The sequence below is a fragment of the Filifactor alocis ATCC 35896 genome (assembly GCF_000163895.2).
GTDB classification, from domain to species: domain Bacteria; phylum Bacillota; class Clostridia; order Peptostreptococcales; family Filifactoraceae; genus Filifactor; species Filifactor alocis.
The window spans coordinates 610,770-636,637 of the sequence record NC_016630.1 but is presented as its reverse complement, the minus strand read 5'-3'; the positions used below and the strand labels follow the sequence as shown (position 1 = coordinate 636,637).

Genomic DNA, 25,868 nt, shown 5'->3' with positions numbered 1-25,868 from the left:
ATCAGTTGAAATAAACAAATAATGCTGAACTTTGAAGAGTGTAGTTTTAGGAGTTGCTCATATTCATATAAAGGTGATTGGAACGAGGAGAAAAGTAGATGGCAATAAATATTGTGTTAATTGAACCTGAAATACCAAGCAATACAGGAAATATTATACGAACTTGTGCGTGTACGGGATCAAGATTACATTTGATACGACCGTTGGGATTTTCTATGGAAGAAAAGAAATTAAGAAGAGCGGGATTAGATTATTTGGATTTGGTTGAAATCTGTTATTATGATAGTTTTGAAGAATTGGAAGAAAAGTATCCGAATGCGGAGTTTTTTATGTATTCTACAAAATCAAATAGGAACCATACTGATGTAAGGTATGAGGATGAGTGTTTTCTCGTATTCGGAAAAGAAACAAAGGGTATTTCCGATTCGATTTTGGATAGATATGCAGACTGTATGGTTAGGATTCCGATGTTGAATGAAGAAAGAATGCGTTGCTTGAATTTATCAAATTCGGTTGCAATCGGCATATATGAGGTAATTAGACAACTGGGTTATCACGATTTTAGATAATAATAGTTCTTGTGAGGAGGGTGTTTTGAATGCTTAAAAGATTGGAAAAAAACAAAGATATTATTTTTATTGCTACTGTTCTTTTAGTGATATATCAAATTATTCAAAACTATGAATGGTTTTTTTCATTTGCATATCGAGTTCTAGGCATTTTGGTTCCGTTTTTTTGGGCATTTGGCATCGCTTTTCTATTAAATCCGTTGATGGTATATATCGAAAAAAAGAGAAAATTTAATCGAATAGTGACCTTGCTTTTTATTTACACATTTTTGATAGGGGTACTTACTTTGTTGGTTGTGATTGTAACACCTCAGCTTGTGAAAAGTATTACAGATATTATCAAAAACATGCCTGACTATTATGATATTGTGGAAAATAAAATTTCTGTTTTGTTAGATTCCAAATTTTTTGAAAATCCGGAACTGAATACAATGGTAAAGGATTCTGTTGATACATTGGCTAAGAGTACATTTGATTATTTTAACGATTCATTGAGTGATATTTTTTCCAGACTTATTGGTTTGACATCTGGATTTTTACAATTTATTGTGGGGTTGATTGTATCAATCTATATGCTATACGATAAAGAATACTTTAAGCTTTCAAGTAAAAAAATAGTATATCGATTATTCGGGGCTCAAAAAGGAGATTTTATTATTCATTGGGGTAATGTTACCAACACTGTATTTCAAGAGTTTTTTATCGGAAAATCGCTGGATTCATTTATTATAGGACTTTTGTGTTGGGCAGGTTTGTTGTTTTTGAACGCTCCCTATCCGTTTTTGTTAGCGATTATTGTGGGGATTTTTAATATGATTCCTTATGTAGGACCGTTTATTGGTGCGATACCTGTTGTGTTTCTTTCATTTTTTGTGAAACCGATCACTGCTCTATGGGCTGCGATTTTTATATTGATTTTACAACAATTTGACGGAAATGTATTGGGACCGAAAATATTGGGAAATCGAATGGGTATTAAACCGATATCGGTTATGTTAGCTATCTTTATCGGCGGCGGATTGTTTGGGATACTTGGAATGTTGGTAGGAGTTCCAATATTTAAATTGCTTAGTATCATAATAGATCAATTTGTAGGTAGTAAAGGTGATTTAGAAAATTGTGAATAGAAGAAAGATGTAAATTTATTAGTGCGACTCTATGATAAAAACATATAGTATGGTATACTTAGTAATTGATTAATGGGCTTTTTAGGTATAGAAAAAATTTTTTGATAGATTTTACTTTCAGAGATAAGGCAAAAAGTGATATAGAAAAGCAATTATAAATCATGAAGGGAATGGATTCGTTGGCGTATATTACAGTAAAAGAAAGTCCTAGTTTAAGAGGGACTGTTCAAATAAGTGGTGCAAAAAATGCTGTATTGCCGATTATTGCGGCAACATTATTGGCAGAGGGCATTTCTGTTATTAAAGGAGTTCCTAATTTGAAGGATGTGCAAGTTATGGTGGAGTTATTGGCTTGCTTGGGAGCAAAAGCGGAATTAAAAGGGGATTCGCTTTTTGTAGATGCTTCTCATATTACTTCTGTGGAAGCTCCGCATGAACTTGTTAATAAGATGAGAGCTTCTTTTTTGGTGATGGGAGCACTGTTATCCAGATTTCAAAGAGCAAAAATTTCTTTGCCCGGTGGATGTGCGATTGGAAGCAGACCGATAGATTTGCACTTAAAAGGATTTGAGGCGCTGGGAGCAACGGTTAATATCATAGACGAAGGGCTTCAGTCAGGATATATCGAAGCGCATGCTAAGGAATATTTACAGGGTGGAAAGGTGTATTTGGATTTTCCTTCTGTAGGAGCAACTGAAAATATTTTGATGGCGGCTTCTTTGACTCCAGGAGTAACAGTCATTGAAAATGCTGCTGAAGAACCTGAAATTGTTGATTTGGCAAATTATTTAAATAATATGGGAGCAAGGGTCAGAGGTGCAGGAACAAATACCATTCGTATCATAGGTGTAGAAAAACTTCATCCGATTGAGTATACAGTAATTCCAGACAGAATTGAAGCGGGTACATTCATGGTTGCGGCAGCGATGACAAAAGGAGATGTGTTGGTTGAAAATGTTATCACTGACCATATTAAGCCTGTTATTGCAAAATTGACTGAGATTGGATGTACAATAGAAGAGTATGATAATGCGGTTCGGGTGATTGGACCTGAGGTTATAAAAAGTGCAACGATTAAAACGATGCCTCATCCCGGATTTCCGACAGATTTACAGTCTTTATTTATGGCTTTGCTCTGCATAGCAGAAGGAGAATCTACTGTGACAGAGACAGTGTTCGAAAACCGTTTTATGAATGTTCCCGAATTGATTCGAATGGGAGCGGATATTGAGATTAACGGAGAAACAGCGATTGTAAACGGTGTTTCCAAGTTGTATGGTAGTGAAGTTGTTGCGACAGACTTAAGAGCGGGAGCTGCTTTGATTATCAGTGGTCTGGTAGCAGAAGGAGCTACAAAAATCAGAAATATTTATCATATTGACAGAGGGTATGTAGATATCGTTGGGAAATTGTCAAAATTGGGAGCGAATATCAGTCGAGTAGAGGATTAAGTAAGAGAAGAGGGGAATATTATGAAATTTACACCGGATATCGGAATTGATTTGGGAACAGCATCTGTGTTGATTTATGTAAAAGGAAAAGGAATTGTTTTGAATGAACCTTCTGTTGTTGCAATTGATACTTCAACAGACACAATTTTGGCTGTCGGAGAAGAGGCAAGATTGATGCTTGGAAGAACTCCTGGAAGTATTGTAGCAACAAGACCTTTAAAAGAAGGAGTTATTTCCGATTATGAAGTGACAGAAAAAATGTTGAAATACTTTATTGAAAAAGTGACAGGAGGCGTCAGTGTATTTAAGATTTTCAAACCGAAAATTATGGTATGTGTGCCTTCAGGAGTAACGGAAGTGGAGAAAAAGGCGGTTATTGATGCAACAATGGACGCAGGGGCAAGAGAGGTATTTTTGATTGAAGAGCCGATTGCGGCTGCAATTGGTTCAGGGATTGACATTTCCAAACCAAATGGCTGTATGGTGGTGGATATCGGTGGAGGAACCACAGATATTGCTGTTATTTCGCTAGGAGGTATTGTTGTAAGCTCTTCCATTAAGGTTGCGGGTGATCAATTTGATGATGCATTGATTAAATATATGAGAAAACAACACTCTATGTTAATCGGAGAGAGGACAGCAGAAGCAATGAAAATGGCAATCGGTACTGCATTCCCGAGACAAGAAGAAATTACACTGGATGTCAGAGGAAGAAATTTGGTATCCGGATTACCGGAAGTTAGAACAATTTCATCTTCAGAAGCATTGGAAGCATTGAAAGAAAGTGTTACACAAATTGCAGATGCAGTTCATGTTGTGTTAGAAAAAACACCACCGGAGTTATCTTCTGATATCAGTGATAAGGGAATTCTTATGACAGGCGGAGGCTCTTTGCTATGGGGATTGGATAAATTGATTTCAAAGAGAACAGGAATTGATGTATATGTTTCGGAAGATGCGGTTTCGTGTGTCGCAAGAGGAACAGGAGATGCGTTAAATTCTCTTAAAGTATTGTCGAAGAACTCATATAAAAAAAGATAGTTGTCAGTTTGTAGTGCATATCCTTTTTGAATATGCACTATGTTTTTGTACATAGATAGGAGGAAGGTATGGAGAGTTTTTGGGTATCATTTAATGCAGTTGCACCATTATTGCTTTTGGTGGCACTAGGTTTTTATTTGAATCAAAAAGGATTGTTGGCAGGAGAAGTTCTTGCAACAATCAATTATTTATGTTTCCATTTATTCCTGCCTTTTTTACTCTATACAAACATTATTCACAATGATGTAAAAAAATTATTGAATCCCAGGTTGTTCTTTTTTGTAGGAGGAATGGTACTGTTTATCTTTATTATTACAAGTTTATTCATTCCGTTGGTTGAAAAGGATTCAGGTTCAAGAGGTGCGTTGATACAATCTCTTTTCAGAAGTAACTATGTTATTTTAGGTGTTCCGCTTAGCTACGCTATTTATGGTGAACAAGGAAGTGCCATTGCATCTATGTTGATTGCATTGGTGATTCCTATGTATAATGTGTTGGCGGTAATTATTTTAGCAATTCACGGCACGCAAAGTGACGGTGAAAAAAAGGAAAATATATTGATAAAGATTGTCAAAAATCCTTTGATTAAAGGTTGTTTTTTTGGAATTCTAACCTTATTTTTGCCATTTGAAATTCCAAAATTCTTGGATACTACAGTATCAAATATCGCAAAGATAGGGTCTGCATTTCCGATTATTCTTTTAGGTTCCGCGTTGAATTTGAAAGGTATGAAAAAGAATGTGCTGAAATTAAGTTTGGCTGTATTTGGAAAATTAATTGTAATTCCCGCAATTGCAATTCCAATCAGTGTGTTTTTTGGATTTCGTGGAGCAGAACTTACAGTTATTTTGACCGTATTTGCTACACCGCCATCGGTATCTTCCGGAATTATGGCAGAGCAGATGAACTGTAATGGGGAATTGGCATCAGAGATTATTGTTTTGGCATCCATTTTTTCTTTCTTATCTATTTTCTTATGGGTATTCTTTTTAAGTTATTATCACTTGTTATAGTAAGAACTGACTGTTTTGCATGATTGCTCTTTATCAATAAAATTATTGTGGGTAGAAAAATGAATAGAGTTTTGTTACTTAACGTATTGAAAAGAAAGTTAATTTTAGAAAATTTAGAAAAATTATAAATAGAATAGTTGACAGATGGATAAAAGCCTGGTAGAATGATGGAAATTAAATAATTCTCGATGAATGGGAGTAGTATTTTTGGAAGAAAATGTAGAGAGTCAGTGTATGGTGAAAACTGGTTTTTCAGAAGAAAAGAATGGACCTATGAGAGTAAAGATGAAAGGCTTGGCTGAGTAGTTGGAGCGTGTTCCTCACGTTATAGGGGTAGAGTATTGTTGTACTTGAAATGAGATGAATAACTTATATTTTGATTCAAGATTAAGTTATTTAAGTTATTCAAGAAGGATGGCACCGCGAATTTTAAACCATTTGTTCCTTTATAGATAAGGGAACAGATGGTTTTTTTATTGATAAGATGAAGGAAGTGATTTGTATGTTATGAACAGTGAAAAAGGGTAGAGATGATTCCTGTTAGAAAATATTTTAAAAGGAATTCTTTCTATATGAAGATATTGTTAGATGTGATAAAAAATATTTAAGAATGAAGAAAGGATTTTTGAGATGAAAACGAAGAATATAATTACAACGGCATTATTATTGGCAATTGGAATGGTATTACATTTTATTACGCCACCTGTGTACGGTGGAATTAAACCGGACTTTTTACTGAGTTGTATGTTTATTGCCATTTTGATTCAGGATGATTTTTCAAATGCACTTGCAGCAGGTTTAACTGCGGGAATTATGAGTGCAATGACAACTTCCTTTCCCGGAGGACAGCTTCCTAATCTGATAGAGAAATTGATTACAGCAGTTTTTGTGTATATAGTTGTAAAAAAGATATATGCGAATCATATCACTACATTGAGATTGATTATATTGGCAGCAGTTGGGACTTTTGTTTCAGGAGTATTATTTTTATCTTTTGCTTATATCTTGGTAGGTTTACCGGCGCCGTTTTATAGTTTGTTGATAGTAGGCGTTTTGCCGGCAGTTGTCTCTAATATCATCGCTTGTTTGGCAATTTATAGAGCTTTTATTTCTATCAAAAAGAATAGAACAATATAGAGGAATTATGTTGGTGACGATATTTTAAGAAAGAAGTGATTGTTATCATTTAATCCATATCATCTAACTTTGATGAAACTTATTAGATTGAATAATAACAATAGAGTTTGTTTTTCGAAATTAAGTAATAGATGCGTAATTTCTAATAAAATCAATCATTTTTGAGAAAAGATTTTTTGTAATGAAATATAAGTTCTAAAATGAAATTTATATTGGTTAATTGTAAAAAAATATTTTGTTAAAATTGACGAAAAGAGAGAAGAATGTTATACTCAGTAACTGGAATTACTATGAAATGATAAGATGGGAGATATGAAAGTGGAAATTACAAAAAAACATTTAAATACCAGAAATTTAATTTTGGTGGCATTATTTACCGCATTAACAGCAATTGGAGCTTTTTTAAGAATACCGATGCCGATGGTACCGTTTACTCTTCAGAATTTATTTTCTACTTTGGCAGGGTTGCTCTTAGGCAGTTATTTGGGAGCGGTGTCAGTAGGAATTTATGTTTTGTTGGGATTAGCAGGAGTTCCGGTTTTTACCTCCGGTGGTGGAATCGGTTATGTCTTGCAACCGACTTTTGGTTATTTGCTCGGATTTATTGTAGGAGCCTGGGTAACAGGAAGATTAAGAGAGTGTATGGGCAAAATTACATTTAAGAATATGCTAATTGCGAACGCGTCAGGAATGGCTTTGATTTATGTATTAGGAATAGGATACTATTATATGATGGCAACATTTTTGCTTGGTCAAGAAATAGGAGCAAAAGTTTTGTTGGTTAAATTTTTCTTGATGACATTGCCTGGAGATATTGTAAAATGTTTTCTTGCTTCTGTGATTGGTGTAAAGTTGCTTAAGGTATTTCGTGTATGATTTGTGTCAGGATGAAATAGTTAGAAGTGATATTTTTGATTGCTTCTAACTATTTTTATGTGAAAGATAATTCTTTAATATAAGTTTTATGATGAGATAGAGTATAACGATAAAGAGAACAAAAAAATAATTATGACATACTAATTATAAAAAAAACTATATTTATTCAAAAAAAAGATTGATTTATATGCAATTTAAATGTATAATGTGTCTTATAAAACAAATAAGATGATTATTAGAACACTTTTTAGAGATTAAGACATTTATTCAAATGCGGAAACAAAGGAGGATACTATGGGTACTATTTTGGAAATTAACTCGAGGATTGGAGATATCGTTTGGGGATGGCCAATGTTGATTTTGTTGGTTGGAACCGGTATTGTATTAACTTTTAGATTGAAGTTTATTCAAATCAGAGAGTTTGTCTATATTATTAAAAGCACATTATTTAAAATGTTTTCCAAGTCCAGTGACGGCCATGGAGAAGTAACGGCGTTTCAAGCTGTAGCAACTGCATTAGCTGCAACAGTTGGAACCGGTAATATTGCCGGTGTTGCTTTGGCAATCGCTATCGGAGGCCCCGGAGCTATCTTTTGGATGTGGCTATCCGCTTTTTTTGGAATGGCAACAAAGTTTTCAGAAGTAGTATTGGCTATTGTATATAGAGAAAAGAACAAAGACGGCAGTATTTCCGGTGGACCGATGTATTATATCAAAAATGGAATTAAGATGCCTTGGTTGGCAAAATTCTTTGCTATGTTTGGAATGCTTGCTACATTGGGAACAGGAAATATGACTCAATCTAATGCGGTAGCGTCTGTACTGGATCAAACTTTTGGAATTAATAAATTGTTTGTAGGTTGCGTATTGGCTATTTTAGCAGGAATTGTTATTATTGGCGGAATCAAAAGAATTGGAGTTGTAACAGAAAAATTAGTGCCATTTATGGCAGCGTTCTATATCATTGGTGCCATTGTAATTATTGCGAAAAATATTGGAGCGGTTCCGGGAGCTTTTGCATTAATATTCGGAAGTGCATTTAGTACACAAGCAATGACGGGAGGATTTGCCGGTGCTTCTGTAAAACTGATGATGAAAATGGGAATTTCTCGCGGAGTATTTACAAATGAGGCAGGACTTGGAACGGCACCTATCGCACATGCCGCAGCTACAACAGATCACCCTGTTCGTCAAGGAATGTGGGGAATTTTTGAAGTGTTGATGGATACACTGGTTATTTGTACCATGACAGCATTGGTTATTATCGTGACAGGTCAATGGAACAGCGGATTACAAGGAGCAGTGCTTACGACAACTGCATTTGAGACCGGATTCAAAGGTGGAAGCTTTGTTGTAGCTTTCGGGTTAACGTTCTTTGCTTTTTCAACAATTTTGGGATGGGCATACTATGGTGAACGTTGTATGGAGTTTTTGTTTGGAAAAAAATCCGTTATTTTCTATAGAATTGTGTTCATTCCGGCTATTGTGGTAGGAAGTATCGGAGGTTTGCAAGCAGTTTGGGCAATTTCTGACACTTTAAACGGTTTGATGGCGATTCCAAACTTAATTGCAATCTTTATGTTGCAAGGTGTAGTAGTATCTATGGTAAAAGATTTCTTTGCTGATCCCGACTATGTGAGAGAATCTCACCACGAGTATATTAGTGCATTGCCAATTACGGAAGAAGACAAAAAAGCAGTTGGAAATTTAATTATGAAATAGAAGATAAAGTGTTTTGACTTATGTAATAGGGATAGAATATCCACATAGGCAAAACACTTTTTATGTTGAAAGATATCTTAAATTAAATACCTATTACACTTTATCATTTGTTAAAATAGTGTTATAATGTAGAAAACAAGCAATCTGGGATGTGCGTTTGTGCCTATAAATTCAACCGACATTATTATTTAGGGAGCTCGATTGTAGTTTTATCAAATGACCTGCCTTCTTGAAAGGACTTCAGCGATAATGTGCAGGGCACCCACCTGAGTTGAACTCGGGCGTGAATTTGCAGGTATGTGACGGCATTCTGGATTTTTGTTTTTTACGGAAGAATAATGAGATGGATAATTCTATGAAGGAAGATTCTTTTATAGAAATTATTTTTTAGAAGGGAAAGTTTGTTACATTGAATTTGATTACAACAATAAATGACTATACAAAGAGTCATATAAAAGATCAAACAGAAGGGACAATATATCCTAAAGTTGCATTTATGACATTGGGCTGCAAGGTCAATCAATATGAGACTGAAGCGATGGAAGAGTTGTTTCTGCAAAATCAATATGATTTGGTCAATTTTGATGAGATTGCGGATGTATATGTCGTCAATACATGCACTGTTACTGCAATGTCGGACAAAAAATCAAGACAGATGATTCGACGCACTAAAAAAATAAATCCAAATGCAATTGTAGTTGTAACAGGGTGTTATTCACAAAAAGCACCTGAGGAAGTTTTGAGGATATCAGAAGTGAATTTAGTTATGGGAACTTCCAATCGAAATATGATTATAAGGGAAGTTTTGAGAACATCTCCTGAAGATAAAAGAATTGTTGTGGATGATATCATGAAAAGAAAAGATTTTGAAGAAATGAACATCACAACAGCAGGAGATCATACAAGAGCATTTGTAAAAATTCAAGATGGGTGCGATCGCTTTTGTACCTATTGCATCATTCCTTTCACCAGAGGACCGGTGAGAAGCAGGTCATTAGAAAATATTGTTTATGAAGTAAAAAAATTAGTAAATAACGGTTATAAAGAAGTGGTATTGACAGGAATCCATGTAGCTTCTTATGGAAAAGATACAAAAAAAGAAACCTTGATTGATGTCATAGAACGATTGTCAACGATTGACGGATTGGAGAGAATTCGCACCTCTTCTGTTGAACCGATTATTATTACAGAAGATTTTTTAAAAAGAGTTTCTCAAGTTGAGCAGTTTTGTCCACATTTTCATCTTTCGTTGCAAAGCGGCTGTAACAAAATATTGAAAAAGATGAATCGAAGGTATACAGCAGAAGAATATAGAAATGCTGTGGAGCAGATTAGAAAAACATATACTTATCCTGCAATTACTACAGATGTGATTGTTGGGTTTCCTGAAGAGGAAGAAAGTGATTTTGAAGAAACGAAAAAGTTTTTAGAAGAAATTAAATTGTATGAAATGCATGTATTTCCATATTCGCCGAGAGAAGGAACAGTGGCATATGAAAGAGGAGAGACCGTAACTAAGGAAGAAAAACATGTTCGTAGCAACACATTAATCTCTATCAGCAATCAAAATAAGAAAGAATTTATGGAATCACAAATAGGACAAGTTCTTCCTGTATTGTTTGAAACAAGGGAAGATGATATTTATACAGGGCACACGATGAATTATATGAAGGTAAAGGTTGTTACAAAAGAATCTGTTGAAAATATGGTATGTGATGTGCTTTTGAAAGAAGCAAAAGAAGATTATATTGATGGTGTTATTGTATCATAATATAGCATTATGATAATGATAGGAGGGAAAAAGATGAGTTGTTTATTTTGTAGCATTGTGTCCGGAGAAATTCCATCCACAAAAGTATATGAGGATGAGTGGGTGTATGCATTTAAGGATATTGATCCACAGGCTCCGGTGCATATTGTATTGATTCCAAAAGAACATTGTGCAAATTTTATGGAATTGAAAGATATGAAAATCCTGTCTTATTTGGGAGAAGCAGTCCAAAAAATTTGTGTACAAGAAGGAATTGATAAGAATGGATTTAGAGTTGTGACAAATTGTGGAGAACAAGGCGGTCAAACTGTAGATCATCTTCATTTTCATATTCTGGGTGGAAGAAATTTGATGTGGCCACCGGGCTAACAGATGAAGAAGTCCGGTATGAAGAAATCGGTGTTTTGAATTTTAGAGAAACTCTTGACATTGATTCGTAAGGATGATAAACTGACTGAGTATGTGTTAAATATATTAGTCCACAGCCCCGGACTTTATGATACACAATTATTGAGAGAATAAATTAGGAGGACAAGAATGAAGTCTTATATTTCTAAAGCATCTGACGTAACAAGAGATTGGTATCTTGTTGATGCAGAAGGCAAAACATTAGGAAGACTCTGCACAGAAATTGCGACTGTGTTAAGAGGAAAACACAAACCAACATTTACTCCACATATTGACGGGGGAGACTATGTAGTAGTTATTAATGCTGAAAAAGTTGTTTTAACAGGTAAAAAAACAAGTCAAAAAGTATATAGACACCACTCAGGGTACTTTGGCGGATTGAAAGAAGTTTCTTTCAAGGATATGCTTCAAAAAAATCCAGAAGAAATTGTTCGTCATGCAGTGTATGGAATGCTTTCAAAAAATAGATTGAGAGATCCTATGATGAAACGCTTAAAAATTTATGTAGGTTCTGAACATAAGCATGAAGCACAACAATTAAAACAATTGGATATATAGGAAAGGAGGATATTCATGGCTAAAGTACAGTATTTTGGAACAGGAAGAAGAAAAAGCTCTGTAGCAAGAGTTAGATTGATGCCGGGTGAAGGTAATGTTTTAATCAACGGAAGAACATTAGATTCTTATTTCGGATATGAAACATTGAAGAGAGAAGTATTGAGACCGTTGGTTATCACTGATACACAAGGAAAATATGATGTTATTGTTAAAGTAGAAGGTGGCGGATTTACAGGTCAAGCAGGAGCAATTCGTCATGGAATTTCCAGAGCATTATTAGAAGTTGATGCAGAATTGAGACCTATTTTGAAAAAAGCAGGATTCTTGACAAGAGATCCAAGAATGAAAGAAAGAAAGAAATATGGATTGAAAGCTGCGAGAAGAGCTCCTCAATTCTCAAAAAGATAGTATTTCTTATATCTTTTATAATTACAAAAATAGTAAGAACTCACAAAACAATCGGTTTTATGAGTTCTTTTTGTATAAAGAAAACCACGCGATAGTCGCGTGGTTCAAAAAAGCTTAAGCGGTGAAAAAAAACCTCCTAATGTGCTAAACTGTATAAAAGCCTGCCAGCTGATGAAAAACAGAATAGATTAGGAGGAACATTAAAATGTCTCAACAAAATAATGTCAATAACAGTTTAGCACATACCAAATGGAATTGTAAGTACCATGTAGTATTTGCACCAAAATATAGAAGAAAAGTCTTTTATGGAGAAAAAAAGGAAGCGATAAGAGATATAATAAGAACATTATGTCAGTGGAAAGGAGTTGAAATAATAGAAGGAGAAGTTTGTCCCGATCATATACATCTATTACTTAGTATACCACCAAAAATAAGTGTATCGAGTTTCATGGGATATCTGAAAGGAAAAAGCAGTCTAATGATATTTCAAAAATATGGAAACATGAAGTTTGCATATAGAAACAGAGAGTTTTGGTGTAAAGGATATTACGTAGATACCGTAGGTAAAAATACAAAAGCAATACAGGAATATATATCAAATCAATTGAAAGTAGATAGAGAAAGTGATCAATTAAGTATATTTGATCCGAGAGACCCGTTTACGGGTAGCAAATAAAAAATGCATGGCTGGCAGGCCAATAAAAAGCACACGTGTGTGCTGCCAGTTAAGATAGGGCTATGCCCGAAAATGAAAAACCACCGGCTATGCCGGTGGATATTTATTTTGTCCTATAATTCTTATTAAATAAAGATTTCATTAGATTAAAAAATTGTATTTTAAACGCTTTTTATCAAGAGAATAAAAACATAACCATTCAACTATTGTTAATAATTTTTGGCTGTAACAAATATGTGGCAAACCTTGTTGGATGTTTGAAACATAATTATTTGTTAGAATCATATTTCGTTTTTTGTATTACTCTTATCATTTCTGATCAAAATGTAAAAAATAAAGTTTCTTGAGGTTGATTGTATTGTTTTTGGGTATATACAGAACACGTTCATAGTAAATGTTTAATGTAAGAATTCCGTAAGATTAAGAAGCAACTGGCAATTAATTATTTATTATGGAGATAAATTATTAGGAGGAGTAATATAATGGTAATTGAGATGAACATGGTAAAAACCCTAATGGTTTCCATTTTGATGTTATTATTAGGGAAGTTTTTGAGAAAAAAAATAAGCTTTTTGGTCAAATATTCTATTCCGGAAGCTGTGGTAGGTGGATTGTTGTTTGCAGTATTTACACTGATTATGAAACAAACCGGAATAGCGGAATTTACATTTGATAAAACATTGGAATCTTATTTTATGAATGTATTTTTTACTGCGAGTGGTTTTGAAGCGGGTGCGGCTCTTCTTAAAAAATCCGGGAAGAAAGTTCTCATTTTCGTTGGGCTTGCAGCAGCCACAGCATTTTTGCAAAATGTGATTGCTGTCGGATTATCTCCATTGGTTGGATTAAATGCGCAGTTAGGTTTTATGACAGGTTCCATTCCTATGACAGGAGGACATGGAAATGCTGCAGCATATGCTCCGATTGTTGAAAAAGCGGGAGTGGAAGGAGCTGTAGCAATTGCAATTGCGGCAGCTACGTTTGGTTTGGTTGCAGGTTCTTTGATTGGTGGACCGGTAGGGAACTTTTTGATTAAAAAATATGATTTATATTCAGATACACCTGCGGAAGTTTCTGATGATTTAAATGCTTTGGCACTTGAAACAACGTCACGTCCAAAAGAGTTAAATCCCAATACATTTATGTTGGCAAATATCCTAATTTTCATTGCATTGGGACTTGGAGCATACATTATGGATTTATTTAAAATATTACTTCCAAATGTAACACTGCCAATTCATGTAATGGGAATGTTGGGTGGTGCTATTATTAGAAATGCATATGATGCAATTACAGGGGACACCAATGCTACTCCTTTGGAAGAAATTGATATGATTGGTAATGTTTCGCTTAGTATCTTTGTTTCAATGGCAATTATGACAATGCAACTTTGGACTTTAATTGATTTAGCAGGACCGTTGTTGATACTTCTATTGGCACAATGTGTATTTATCATTTTATTCGCATTTATTACATTCAAAATGATGGGTGCAGATTATGATGCTGCTATTATGGTATCAGGCCATATTGGATTTAGTATGGGAGCTGTTCCGGTATCGGTAGCAAACATGAAAGCAATTTGTGACAGATATCGTTTTTCAAAAATCGCATTTTTTATTGTTCCGGTTGTAGGAGGATTATTCAGTAACTTTACCAATGCAGCTATTATTACAGGCTTTATGAACTTTTTAGGAATTCATTAGAGTGTGGAGAGATACAAGAGGAATCAGGAGGTTAATCTTGATTCCTTTTTTGTGGTATGAAAAATAATTCTTTTGAAATCAGGTATATTTTTCGTGCTTTGTGGAATGCTTAATTATAGAGGTAGATTTTTATAACTGATGTGATATAATTGATATTGATAATAAATAGTGCTATTGTCGGTTTAGATCGGTATGTTTGATAGATGAGAGAGGAGAATTGATTATGAAGAAAGTAATTAATGTAGTAGGGATGAGTTGCGGACATTGTGTAAAGGCAGTACATGATGCATTATCCAATAAGGTGGGTGTTTCTTCTGTAGAAGTAGATTTGGAAAAAAATATTGCAGAAGTGGATTTTGATGAAACAAAGGTGACTTTGAAAGAATTAAAAAATGAAATTGAGGAATTAGGATTTGGTGTGACAGATAAGTAAGGGTGATGCTGTATGAAGGAACAAAAAATAGAGTATGATATTATCGGAATGCATTGTGCAGCTTGTTCTGCAAGGATAGAAAATAGACTTTCTAAAGAGGAAGGAATTATTGATGTTGCTGTAAACCTTGCTTTAGAGACAGGTAGTGTATCGTACGATTCTGAAAGAATTTCCCCTGATAGGATTGTTGATATTGTAGACAAAATGGGATTTCAGTTAATTGTAAAACAGGAAGATACAGTTTCAATTGATGGATTGAGAGAAGAGGAATATGCGAAACAAAAAAGATTATTTTTGTGTTCTCTTATTTTAACACTTCCTCTGTTTTGGACAATGGTGACTCATTTTTCGTTCAGTTCTTCTTGGTGGATTCCAAAGATTCTTTTGAATCCTAAAATTCAGTGGGTATTGGCAACGCCTGTGCAATTCTTTGTAGGTTGGCAATTCTATAAGGGTGCGTATGCTTCACTAAAAAGTAGAAATGCAAATATGGATGTGTTGGTTTCACTTGGGACATCAGCTGCATATTTTTATAGTGTGTATCTGACTATTTTGAATTGGAACAGTTCCTCACACATTCATCTATATTTTGAAACGAGTGCAATGTTGATTACACTGATATTGTTAGGAAAGTTGTTGGAGCAAAATGCAAAGGGAAAAACGTCATCAGCTATCAAAAAATTGATAGGATTACAATCTAAGACAGCTGTTGTAGAACGCGATGGAAAAGAAGAAACAATTCCTATTTCTGATGTTGTTGTGGGAGATATTCTCCATGTGAAACCGGGAGAAAAAATTCCGGTTGACGCAATCGTTATTTATGGGAATTCAGCTGTCGATGAATCTATGATTAACGGGGAACCCATTCCCAATGATAAAGAAGTTGGTGATTTTGTAATCGGTTCTACTGTAAATAAGAGCGGATTCTTAAAAATTAAAGCAAAGAAAATCGGTAAGGATACGATGTTGTCTCAAATTATCGAAACAGTAAAAAAAGCACAGTCATCAAAAGCGCCCATCCAAAGAATTGCTGATAAGATAGCGGGAATATTTGTTCCTGTTGTGATGACGATTGCCGCTATCACTTTTGTTGCTTGGTATGTATGGATAGATCAAGGTAATTTTTCAAGAGCATTGGAAAATATGATTTCTGTTTTGGTAATTGCTTGTCCGTGCTCCTTAGGTTTGGCAACTCCAACTGCCATTATGGCAGGCTCCGGCCGTGCAGCAGAATATGGAGTTTTGTTCAAGGGTGGAGAGTATTTGGAAAATGCTTATCGTACAAATACGATTGTGTTGGATAAAACAGGTACAATTACCGAGGGAAAACCTGCGTTATCAACTGTTGTAATAAAAAATATTTCAGAAGAATCTTTCTATCAATATGTCTATTCGTTAGAAAAATGTTCTGAACATCCTTTGGCACAGGCAGTTGTAGAAGGCTTTGAAAAGTCGAAAAAATTAGATGTGATACCTTTAGATGATTTTGAAAACTTGTCCGGATATGGTGTAGGAGGACATGTTTTTGGAAATGAAATATGGGTTGGAAACAGAAAATTGATGTTATCTAAAAAAATTCACTTTGAAGAAGAGGACGAAATATTACAATTGGAAGAAACAGGAAAAACGTTAGTATTTGTTGCGATAAATGGAGAATTATCCGGATATATGGCGATATCAGATACCCTAAAAGAGAGTTCTAAGAGTTCGATAGAACAATTAAAAAAATTGGGAATAGATGTTATTATGATGACAGGAGATCATATTACTGCTGCGCGTGAAGTAGCATCTAAAGTAGGAATAGATACTGTTATTGCAGATGTTTTACCGGAAGAAAAAGCAGATGAGATTGGAAAATTGCAAAAACAAGGAAAAATAGTTTCTATGGTAGGAGACGGAATTAATGATTCTCCTGCTTTGGCTACGGCGGATGTGAGCATGGCAATTGGAACAGGTACAGATATTGCAATGGAAACAGCGGATATCACGCTGATGAGAGGAGATCTGGAATCTGTTTACGATGCGTTGCTTTTGAGTAAGCATACTATGAGAATTATCAAACAAAATCTTTTTTGGGCATTGTGTTATAACAGTATTGGGATTCCGTTGGCAGCATCAGGATGTCTGTTGCCATGGATAGCCGGAGCGGCAATGGCATGCAGTTCTGTTTCTGTAGTAACAAATTCATTGAGATTGCAAAGGATAAAATTGTCATGAAAAAAGGGATAGGTAATAAGATAAAAGAAAATACAGATAATAGTATGACTTGTGAAAATTTTGAAGAAGAATGTATGACTTGTGATACGATATCGAAAGAAGATTCATTGGAAAATAAAAATTTGATTCATCGCCTTCATAGAATAGAAGGTCAAATTCGTGGAATTCAAAAAATGATTCAGGAAGATCGAGATTGTGTAGATATCATTACACAGGTTTCTGCATCTCTTTCGGCTTTGGAAAATGTAAGTTTGATTATTTTAGAGAAGCATATCAAAGGATATCTTCAGAATATGAAAACAAATCCTGAGGAAGAAGAATCAATTGATATTTTGGTAGAAGTCATTAAGCGAATTTTGAAATAATGATGGAATTGGAATTTGTTTTGAGGAATCAAGCAGATTCCAATTTATATTTTTAAAAGAGTTTATGGGAAATTTGTAATTTTTCAAAAAAATAATATGGAATTGTTGACAAATAAACAGAAAGTGGGTAATATATAGTCATGAGTTAGCACTCAACAACAAAGAGTGCTAATAAAATAAAAAATTTGAATAAAAGATGCAGACAGCATTGGGCAAGAAGGGAGGATGAGATGAAAAATAATTTAACTGATCGAAAGTTGAGGATTTTAGAGTTTATTATTCAAGAATATATTCATACTGCAGAACCGATTGGTTCGAGAACAATCTCTAAGAATCAAGGTTTGAATGTCAGTGCAGCAACAATCCGAAACGAGATGTCTGATTTGGAAGAGTTAGGATTATTGGTTCAGCCTCATACCTCGGCAGGAAGAATTCCTTCTGAAAAAGCATATGAGATTTATGTGAAAAATATGATGGGTTCTAACTTCTTGAAAGAGTATGATAAACAGATGATTCAATCTAAGTTGGGAAAAAATATTGATAAAATCAGTACTTTATTGCAAGAATCTTTAGATTTGATTAGTGAACTGACGAATTATACATCAATCGGAATTTTAGAAACACAGAACAGAAAAAGAGTTTTGAAGAATATATCGCTTGTTCCGATTGATAGTAGAAGAATTGTGATTGTAACGGTACTGGACGATGGCGAAGTAAGAAACGATACCATGATTTTACATCAGATAATAGATACTGAATCTTTAAGGTTGATATCAGATGCAATTAATGAAAGCTTGGTAGGAAAATGCTATGAAGATATCAGCGAAAGTTTATTTCCTTATATTAAATCAAAAATCAGTGAATATACAGTTGCTTTGGATGATATCTTCTCTTTCTTAGAGGAAAAAATCCATCATCCAAATGATTCTTTCCAATTGGTATTTCATGGAATGACAAATATTTTTAATCATCCTGAATTTAATGATATCAGTAGAGCAAGGTCTTTTTTTACAATGATGAAAGAAGAGGACCTTCTGAAAAAAGTATTAGATATCAGAGGAATTGAAAAAGATAACATTAATATTGTAATCGGAGATGACAGAATGGATTCGGTTATGAGAGACTGTTCTATTATTACCGCAAATTATATTAAGGATGGTGTTCCTATCGGAAAAGTGGGAATTATCGGTCCAAAGAGAATGGATTATCAGAGAGCCTATTCTGTAATGAGTTATTTACAAAAGCAAATTAACAGGTTATTAAATGATTCTTGACATAGATAGAGTTTTTTAATAATTGGAATGAGGAGGAGAAGGTTTGTCAAAAGATGAAAAAGAAATGATATTAGAAAAACAAGAAGAGCTGAAAGAGAAAGCGGAAGATGTAGAAGGTAAAGTGGAGGAAGGTGTATCACCTGAAATAGAAACACCAGAAGGTGTGGATAATTCCTTTATGCAAAGACTGGAAGAGAAGAAGAAGGAAGAAGAGTTACATCTTCAAGAGTTGACAGATTCTGTCAAAAGAATTCAAGCAGAATTCATTAATTACAAAAGGAGAACAGAGCAAGAAAAAGAGATGTTGTCATCTTTGGCAAATGAAAGAATTATTTTGGATTTGCTTCCTGTTTTGGATAATTTTCAAAGAGGGTTGGATGCTATCGAAGAAAAAGAAGGTTCTCTTTATGAGGGAATGGAATTGATTTATAAGCAGTTGCTTTCTACTCTGAAAAAAAACGGAGTACAAGAGATTGACACAACAATAGACTTTGATCCTAATTTTCATCATGCTGTAATGCAAGAAGACGGAGAAGAAAGCGGTAAGATTTTAGAAGTTTTCCAAAAGGGATACTTGCTGAAAGAAAAAGTAATTAGACCTGCAATGGTTAAAGTTTCGAATTAAAAATTAATATACAGAAAAAGAAAAAGGAGAGATTTATTATGGGTAAAACAATAGGAATAGATTTAGGTACTACAAACTCTTGTGTTGCAGTTTTGGAAGGTGGAGAACCGGTTGTTATTGCGAATAGAGAAGGATTAAGAACAACACCTTCTGTAGTTGCCTTTTCAAAAGAAGGGGAAAGAATTGTAGGAGAACCGGCAAAAAGACAAGCTGTAACAAATCCTGACAGAACTATTAGTTCTATTAAGAGGGAAATGGGAACGTCATTTAAGGTAACAATAGACGGAAAAGACTATACACCACAAGATATTTCTGCTATTATTCTTCAAAAATTAAAATCTGATGCAGAAAGTTATTTGGGTGAAACTGTAACAAGTGCAGTTATTACTGTACCTGCATACTTTACCGATGCACAAAGACAAGCAACAAAAGATGCCGGAAAAATTGCAGGATTAGATGTAAAAAGAATCATTAATGAGCCGACAGCCGCATCCATTGCCTATGGATTTGAAAAAGACAATATTGAAGAAAAAATTCTTGTATTTGACTTAGGTGGGGGAACCTTTGATGTATCTGTTCTTGAGATTGCAGACGGTACATTCGAAGTATTAGCGACAAGTGGAAACAACCATTTGGGTGGAGATGACTTTGACAATGTTTTGGTTGACTATATGGCAAAAGAATTCTTATCGCAAGAAGGAGTAGATTTGAAAGCTGATAAGATGAGTTTACAACGTTTGAAAGATGCTGCAGAGAAAGCAAAAAAAGAATTGTCCTCCACATTGAGTACAAACATTAACTTGCCGTTTATCACAGCAACAGCAACAGGACCAAAACACTTTAATATGGATTTGAGTAGAGCAAAATTTGAAGAATTGACAAAACATTTGGTAAATCAAACAATTGAACCTACAAAGAAAGCAATGGAAGATGCAAAATTATCTCCAAGTGATATCAATAAAGTTATTTTGGTAGGAGGTTCTACCAGAATTCCGGCAGTACAAGAAGAAATTAAAAAATTCTTAGGAAAAGAACCACACAAAGGAATTAACCCTGATGAATGCGTTGCGCTTGGGGCGGCGGTACAAGGTGGAGTATTGACAGGAGAAGTAAACGATATCTTATTGTTGGATGTTACACCACTTTCATTAGGAATTGAGACTTTAGGTGGAGTGTTTACAAAAATTATTGAAAGAAACACAACTATTCCAGCTAAAAAATCACAAGTCTTTTCAACAGCGGCAGACAACCAACCTGCGGTAGATATCCATGTATTACAAGGGGAACGTTCCATGGTAGCAGACAATATTACATTGGGGAGATTCCAATTATCTGATATTCCACCGGCACCGAGAGGAGTTCCGCAAATTGAAGTAACATTTGATATTGATGCGAACGGTATCGTAAATGTTAGAGCCAAAGATTTAGGGACAGGAAAAGAGCAAAATATTACAATTACTTCTTCTTCCAATTTATCCAGTGAAGAAATTGAAAAGAAAGTAAAAGAAGCGGAAATGCACGCAGAAGAAGATAAGAAGAAAAAAGAAAAAATGGAAGCTTTAAATCAAGCTGAGTCTACTATTTATCAGACTGAAAAAACGTTGAACGAAGTGGGAGACAAAGTTTCTGAACAGGAAAAAACAGAAGTGAAGAATGCATTAGAAGAATTGAAAAAAGTAAAAGACAATGAAAATTCAACTTCTGAAGAAATCAGAAAAGCAATTGATGAAGTAATGAATAAATTCCATACTATTTCTCAAAAAATGTATGAAGAAGCACAAAAAGCTGAAGCGCAACAAGATGTGCCACAGCAAGAACAGCCTCAAGATGACAATGTAGTAGATGCTGATTACGAAGAAGTAGATAAAAAATAAGAAAATTGATTATTGCATAGACAAAGTAAGTAGCTTGTGTTTTCATAGGCTACTTCTTCCGTCATCATAGAGAGGTGAAAATATGGAGAAAAGAGATTATTATGAGGTTCTTGGAATCAGCAGAAGCGCCACAGAACAAGAAATAAAAAAAGCATATCGAAAAAAAGCAATGGAATATCATCCGGACAGAAATCCCGATAATAAAGAGGCGGAAGAAAAATTCAAAGAAGTAAATGAAGCTTATGAAGTGCTGTCTGATGCAGAAAAACGAAAGACTTACGATCAGTTTGGGCATGCGGGATTTGATCCTCGTTCAGGATTTTCCGGGGGTTTCGAGGGAGCGGATTTTTCAGATTTGGGAGATATCTTTGGAAGTATGTTTGGCGATATGTTTGGCGGGGGAATGCGTCAGAGAAGAAACGGACCCAAACGCGGGGCAGATTTGCGCTATGCAGTAAATGTTACATTTGAAGAAGCAGCTTTTGGAACAGATAAGGAAGTGACGATTCGTCGTGAAGAAGAGTGTGATGTTTGTCATGGAACCGGAGCAAAGCCAGGAACACATAGCAAAACATGTCCAACTTGTCACGGAAGCGGTCAAGTGAGTCAGCAAGTCAAGACTCCGTTCGGAGTTATGATGCAGACAGTAACTTGTTCAAGTTGTCACGGAGAAGGTGAAATTATTGAAGAACGATGTTCAAAATGTGGGGGAAGAAAAACAATTCCCGGAAAAAAGACAGTGTCAGTCAAAGTTCCTGCCGGAATTGAAGATGGAACGATGCTTAGAATGAGCGGTCAAGGACAACCTGGAGAAAAAGGGGGACCACGAGGAGATTTGCTTGTGCAAATAAGAGTACAGCCACATTCCGTTTTTGAAAGAGATGGCAATACTGTTTGGATGGAGTTGCCGATTTCGTTCACACAGGCAGCTTTGGGAGACGAAATTGAAGTTCCGACCTTAGATGGAAAAGTAAAATATAAGATTCCGGAAGGCACACAAACAGGAACTATATTTAGATTAAAAGGGAAAGGAATCCCTTATATGAGACATGGTGGACGTGGAGATCAAAAAGTTCGTGTGAAAGTAGAAGTTCCACGAAAATTAACAGAAAAACAAAAAGAGTTGTTGCGCGCGTATGCTCAAGAATGTGGCGACTATGTTACGGAAGAATCAAAAGGATTTTGGGGAAAAATTAAAGATGCATTAGATTAAATTAAATTAAATTAAATTAAATTAAATTAAATACTCTCCTTTTCATTAGAAATATCATCTAATGAAAAGGAGATATCTTTTTTAAAAAACAGTAGTTTCTAAACTTACATCACCATGTGAAAGTATGATATAATTACCCGTATACATATGAAAGGAGATAACAAGATGAAAAGTTTCGGTTTATTTAATCAAACCTTAGAAGAAAGAAGAGACATGATATTAAACGGAAAATTGATGAACACACTGCTGTTTTTATCAGTACCGACTCTTGTTATGTGCCTTATTCAGTCTCTGATTCCGATTATTGACAGTTTATTTTTAAATAGAACATCGGGATATGTAGTTGCAGCATCTGTAGGATTTGTTGTTCCTATTATTAATATTTTGAACGGGATGTCTATGGGATTGGGTGTTTCCGGAATGGCAATGATTGGGAGTGCAAACGGATCCGGAAATAAAGAACTCGTTCGAAAAATAGCTACACAACTTATGGTAGTTGGATTTTTGGCAGGAATTGTAATGGCTCCGTTTTGTTTTGTGAGTGGATTGATTGCTACAAGATTTATCAATTCTGAGATAGCTGGAGATGTATTTATCTATTTGGGACTATACTCTTTTGTAATGCCATTTCTTTTTTTGACAGCGATTTTTAACTCTATCAAAAATGGGATTGGACAGCCGGAAGCAACTTTGTACAGAATGATTTTTTTGTTAGTCGGAAAAGTAGTATTTAACACAATATATTTATATGTGTTGCATTTAGGAACAATTGGTTCTGTATTGGGTTCTTTATCTTCGTATTTTTGTATCAGTGTTTGGATGTATTATGACTTGTTCATCAAAGACTCCGATTTGAAACTTTCATTAAAAGATTTTCATTTTGACAAAGAAATTATAGAAGAGACATTTCGATTGGGAGTTCCTGCTATGATTAATCATATGACTGTAAATGTGGGATTTGTTTTGATTAATATGGAAGTTCAAAAATACGGTGGAAACATTATGAATGCTCAAACCATTGCAATTAATCTAAGCACAATTTGTTTCTTGATTCCATCCTCCCTCAGTACTACTGTAACAACAATGGTGAGTATGAATATAGGGGTAGGAAGAAGTGAACGAGCAAAAAATACTTTCTACAGAGCTTCTATTGTTGCGATTATTATTTCGTTTATCATTATAGTTGTATTCTTTCCGTTTGCAAAACCACTGGTGTTACTTTTTCATACGAGTGAATCTATGCTCGGAATTACGATAGATGCTGTCAAAATTTACACAGTAGCAATCATAGGATTTTCCTTATACATGATAGCTCAAGGCGCTTTCATCGGATTGGGGAAAACAAAAATTCCTGTGTTTACCGGAGTACTTCGTATATGGTTGTTAAGATATTTGTTTATACTGGCATTTGAGAACAGTATGGGTGTTTATTCTGTGTTTTGGGGAAATGTTTTTTCAAACACAGTTGCGGGTTTGATTTGTTTCGTTATAGCATTAAAAGTTCCTTGGGAAAGCTCAGTAAAATTAGTTCATTCTTAAGGACAGAAAAAATTAAAAAATAAGTTTTAGTAAAAAAAAAGAGTAACTGTTGTTTTGGTGTAACTTATAAAAACAGCAATTACTCTTCTTTTGTATTATAAGAAATAAACAAAGTGCTAATGACTTTTTTAAAAAATTATTTTTAAAGAAAGGCAAGAAAGTATCAGTCAAATTTTCGAATTAGCATTTTCAACTTACCGAGTATTTTGATATTATCTGAAAAAATGGGGGAATATTTTTCGTTTTCCGGTTTGAGGCAGATTCTATTTTTTTCATAAAAAAATCTTTTGATGGTAGTATATTCTCCATCAATTAAGGCAACTACGATATCTCCGTTTGATGCAGTTTGGCACTGTTCAATCAAGACGATATCATTGTTATAAATTCCCGCATTAATCATACTATCGCCTTCTACTCTAAGAAGAAAATGTTCTTTTGAATTAATCCAGTGTTCTGAAATGGGAATGTAGTCATCGACATTTTCAACTGCCAAAATAGGAGTGCCGGCAGTTACCTTTCCGATAATAGGAATATCTACTGTATTTTTTTTGGCGAATCCCATTCTTTCAATCGGATCAATTACTTCAAGAGCTCTTGTTTTTACAGAATCTTTTCGGATGTATCCTTTATCTTTAAGCTGGTTTAAACAAGCGTACGCAGTGGATGTGGATTTGAATCCTACAGATTTGCAAATTTCTCTAACAGAAGGGGGATATCCTTTTTCGTTTACAGTGTTGGCGATGTATTGTAATGTAGATTTTTCTTTTTCATTTAAGTCTGAAAACATAAACATTCCTCCTATAATCAAATTAATTTATAAATTGATTATAGCAGGAAATTTTAAAAAAATCAAAACATTTGTTCTAAAAATTATTGACAAGAAACATTTGTTCTGATACTATTTATTTAACAAATAGAACAAATGTTTTTTAGGAGGTACACTCATGAATAGATATCCAACAGCATTAAAAGAAAAAAAGAATCTCACGGAAGATAAGAAGAAACAGATAAGAAAGAAGAGGAGAACACGAAATTTCAAACTTGTATTGATGACTTGTGTTTGGATTTTATTTTCGGCAAGTATCGTTTTTTCTATGAATAATGATTTTTTGCCAAAGCAATCTGAGAAAACTCTTACTTTTATGGTGACTGAAGGAGATTCATTGTGGAGTATCGGAAAACAATACTGTCCGGAATATATGGATATTCGTAAGTATATTCATGAAATTATGAAATTGAATGACATGCAAGATACCACTCTATATGTGAATGAAACTATTATTATTCCAATCAAAGAGTAGAGATCCTTGATATAGGGAACAAATTTTTGATAGATTTCGTTGCAGAAAGATAGGTAGTATGTTATATTATATTACAAAGGTAAACTATGCAGTCGCATACGGTTTGTATGAGGAAAGTCCGAGCTCCACAGGGCAAGAATGCCGGATAACGTCCGGTAGAGGCAACTCTAAGGATAGTGCAACAGAGAGATACCGCCAGTAAAAGCTGGTAAGGGTGGAAAGGCGAGGTAAGAGCTCACCGGCAATTTGGTGACAAGTTGGCCATGTAAACCCCATTCGGAGCAAGACCAAGTAGAGGCATGAAAGAGGGCTGCCCGTCCTTCCTCGGTGGTAGGTTGCTGGATTTTGCCGGTAACGGCAGAACGAGATAGATGACTGCACACGACAGAACTCGGCTTATCGGTTTGCCTTTGTTTATTATGAAATAACTTTTTACAATTTGGTGAATTTTAAAATCTTCTAATTGTATAGAATTAGAAGATTTTTTAGTGAATATATTTTTTTAATAGAAGCGCTATTGAAAAATAAGATATCTGATAGAGATGATTAATGAGATATGTAAGTTAT

General features: G+C 34.6%; 24 protein-coding genes and 2 other RNA genes. 25 read left to right on the top strand and 1 reads right to left on the bottom strand.

What is annotated here, in order from left to right:
- Positions 1-98: 98 nt before the first annotated feature.
- From HMPREF0389_RS02815 to HMPREF0389_RS02710, 23 genes are all read left to right on the top strand, one after another.
- Positions 99-569, top strand: a complete 471-nt coding sequence (locus tag HMPREF0389_RS02815; protein ID WP_014262218.1) for a tRNA (cytidine(34)-2'-O)-methyltransferase — start codon at positions 99-101, stop codon at positions 567-569.
- Between the two features lie 29 nt (positions 570-598).
- On the top strand, positions 599-1,696 hold the full coding sequence (locus HMPREF0389_RS02810; RefSeq protein ID WP_014262217.1) for an AI-2E family transporter: 1,098 nt from the start codon (positions 599-601) through the stop codon (positions 1,694-1,696).
- A gap of 179 nt (positions 1,697-1,875) precedes the next feature.
- Entirely contained in the window at positions 1,876-3,147 is a 1,272-nt protein-coding gene (murA, locus tag HMPREF0389_RS02805; RefSeq protein WP_156775231.1) for a UDP-N-acetylglucosamine 1-carboxyvinyltransferase, read from the top strand.
- 21 nt (positions 3,148-3,168) lie between these two features.
- Positions 3,169-4,188, top strand: a complete 1,020-nt coding sequence (mreB, locus tag HMPREF0389_RS02800; protein ID WP_014262215.1) for a rod shape-determining protein MreB — start codon at positions 3,169-3,171, stop codon at positions 4,186-4,188.
- A gap of 68 nt (positions 4,189-4,256) precedes the next feature.
- On the top strand, positions 4,257-5,201 hold the full coding sequence (locus tag HMPREF0389_RS02795) for an AEC family transporter (protein WP_014262214.1): 945 nt from the start codon (positions 4,257-4,259) through the stop codon (positions 5,199-5,201).
- A 630-nt stretch (positions 5,202-5,831) separates the two neighbouring features.
- Positions 5,832-6,338 (top strand): tryptophan transporter, encoded by a 507-nt coding sequence (locus HMPREF0389_RS02790; protein ID WP_014262213.1) that lies wholly within the window; start codon positions 5,832-5,834, stop codon positions 6,336-6,338.
- A gap of 312 nt (positions 6,339-6,650) precedes the next feature.
- Entirely contained in the window at positions 6,651-7,214 is a 564-nt protein-coding gene (locus HMPREF0389_RS02785; RefSeq protein ID WP_041250959.1) for a biotin transporter BioY, read from the top strand.
- A gap of 294 nt (positions 7,215-7,508) precedes the next feature.
- The gene (locus tag HMPREF0389_RS02780; protein ID WP_014262211.1) at positions 7,509-8,936 is read left to right on the top strand and encodes an alanine/glycine:cation symporter family protein; all 1,428 of its coding nucleotides are present in this window, start codon (positions 7,509-7,511) and stop codon (positions 8,934-8,936) included.
- A gap of 138 nt (positions 8,937-9,074) precedes the next feature.
- Positions 9,075-9,257, top strand: a non-coding RNA gene (gene ssrS, locus HMPREF0389_RS08860) — 6S RNA.
- 175 nt (positions 9,258-9,432) lie between these two features.
- Positions 9,433-10,707 (top strand): tRNA (N(6)-L-threonylcarbamoyladenosine(37)-C(2))-methylthiotransferase MtaB, encoded by a 1,275-nt coding sequence (gene mtaB, locus HMPREF0389_RS02775; protein WP_014262210.1) that lies wholly within the window; start codon positions 9,433-9,435, stop codon positions 10,705-10,707.
- Positions 10,708-10,740: 33 nt separating this feature from the next.
- On the top strand, positions 10,741-11,076 hold the full coding sequence (locus HMPREF0389_RS02770) for a histidine triad nucleotide-binding protein (RefSeq protein WP_014262209.1): 336 nt from the start codon (positions 10,741-10,743) through the stop codon (positions 11,074-11,076).
- Between the two features lie 168 nt (positions 11,077-11,244).
- Positions 11,245-11,673: a 50S ribosomal protein L13 gene (gene rplM / locus HMPREF0389_RS02765; protein ID WP_014262208.1), complete on the top strand. Its 429-nt coding sequence runs from the start codon at positions 11,245-11,247 to the stop codon at positions 11,671-11,673.
- 15 nt (positions 11,674-11,688) lie between these two features.
- Positions 11,689-12,081: a 30S ribosomal protein S9 gene (gene rpsI, locus HMPREF0389_RS02760; protein WP_014262207.1), complete on the top strand. Its 393-nt coding sequence runs from the start codon at positions 11,689-11,691 to the stop codon at positions 12,079-12,081.
- Positions 12,082-12,286: 205 nt separating this feature from the next.
- Positions 12,287-12,757 carry an IS200/IS605 family transposase gene (tnpA, locus tag HMPREF0389_RS02755; protein ID WP_014261821.1) on the top strand — a complete coding sequence of 157 codons (471 nt, stop codon included), beginning with the start codon at positions 12,287-12,289 and terminating at the stop codon, positions 12,755-12,757.
- 482 nt (positions 12,758-13,239) lie between these two features.
- On the top strand, positions 13,240-14,460 hold the full coding sequence (gltS, locus tag HMPREF0389_RS02750; RefSeq protein ID WP_014262206.1) for a sodium/glutamate symporter: 1,221 nt from the start codon (positions 13,240-13,242) through the stop codon (positions 14,458-14,460).
- A gap of 223 nt (positions 14,461-14,683) precedes the next feature.
- Positions 14,684-14,893, top strand: a complete 210-nt coding sequence (locus HMPREF0389_RS09170) for a cation transporter (RefSeq protein ID WP_014262205.1) — start codon at positions 14,684-14,686, stop codon at positions 14,891-14,893.
- 12 nt (positions 14,894-14,905) lie between these two features.
- Positions 14,906-17,110, top strand: a complete 2,205-nt coding sequence (locus HMPREF0389_RS02740; RefSeq protein ID WP_014262204.1) for a heavy metal translocating P-type ATPase — start codon at positions 14,906-14,908, stop codon at positions 17,108-17,110.
- A complete protein-coding gene (locus HMPREF0389_RS02735; protein WP_242821722.1) occupies positions 17,107-17,475 on the top strand; it encodes a metal-sensitive transcriptional regulator in 369 nt (122 codons plus the stop codon). The genes HMPREF0389_RS02740 and HMPREF0389_RS02735 overlap by 4 nt, the downstream gene beginning before the upstream one ends.
- Positions 17,476-17,705: 230 nt before the next feature.
- A complete protein-coding gene (gene hrcA, locus HMPREF0389_RS02730) occupies positions 17,706-18,749 on the top strand; it encodes a heat-inducible transcriptional repressor HrcA (protein ID WP_014262202.1) in 1,044 nt (347 codons plus the stop codon).
- Between the two features lie 43 nt (positions 18,750-18,792).
- Positions 18,793-19,374 carry a nucleotide exchange factor GrpE gene (grpE, locus tag HMPREF0389_RS02725; RefSeq protein ID WP_014262201.1) on the top strand — a complete coding sequence of 194 codons (582 nt, stop codon included), beginning with the start codon at positions 18,793-18,795 and terminating at the stop codon, positions 19,372-19,374.
- 38 nt (positions 19,375-19,412) lie between these two features.
- Positions 19,413-21,248 carry a molecular chaperone DnaK gene (dnaK, locus tag HMPREF0389_RS02720; RefSeq protein WP_014262200.1) on the top strand — a complete coding sequence of 612 codons (1,836 nt, stop codon included), beginning with the start codon at positions 19,413-19,415 and terminating at the stop codon, positions 21,246-21,248.
- Positions 21,249-21,330: 82 nt separating this feature from the next.
- On the top strand, positions 21,331-22,461 hold the full coding sequence (gene dnaJ, locus HMPREF0389_RS02715) for a molecular chaperone DnaJ (RefSeq protein WP_014262199.1): 1,131 nt from the start codon (positions 21,331-21,333) through the stop codon (positions 22,459-22,461).
- Positions 22,462-22,626: 165 nt separating this feature from the next.
- Positions 22,627-24,000, top strand: a complete 1,374-nt coding sequence (locus HMPREF0389_RS02710; protein ID WP_014262198.1) for an MATE family efflux transporter — start codon at positions 22,627-22,629, stop codon at positions 23,998-24,000.
- A gap of 163 nt (positions 24,001-24,163) precedes the next feature.
- Here the strand turns inward: HMPREF0389_RS02710 and lexA are convergent, their stop codons facing one another.
- The gene (lexA, locus tag HMPREF0389_RS02705; RefSeq protein ID WP_014262197.1) at positions 24,164-24,787 is read right to left on the bottom strand and encodes a transcriptional repressor LexA; all 624 of its coding nucleotides are present in this window, start codon (positions 24,785-24,787) and stop codon (positions 24,164-24,166) included.
- Positions 24,788-24,944: 157 nt separating this feature from the next.
- Between lexA and HMPREF0389_RS02700 the strand changes: the two genes are divergently transcribed.
- Positions 24,945-25,301 (top strand): LysM peptidoglycan-binding domain-containing protein, encoded by a 357-nt coding sequence (locus tag HMPREF0389_RS02700; RefSeq protein ID WP_014262196.1) that lies wholly within the window; start codon positions 24,945-24,947, stop codon positions 25,299-25,301.
- Positions 25,302-25,377: 76 nt separating this feature from the next.
- An RNA gene (gene rnpB / locus HMPREF0389_RS08820) (RNase P RNA component class A) lies at positions 25,378-25,716 on the top strand.
- The last annotated feature ends 152 nt before the right edge of the window (positions 25,717-25,868 follow it).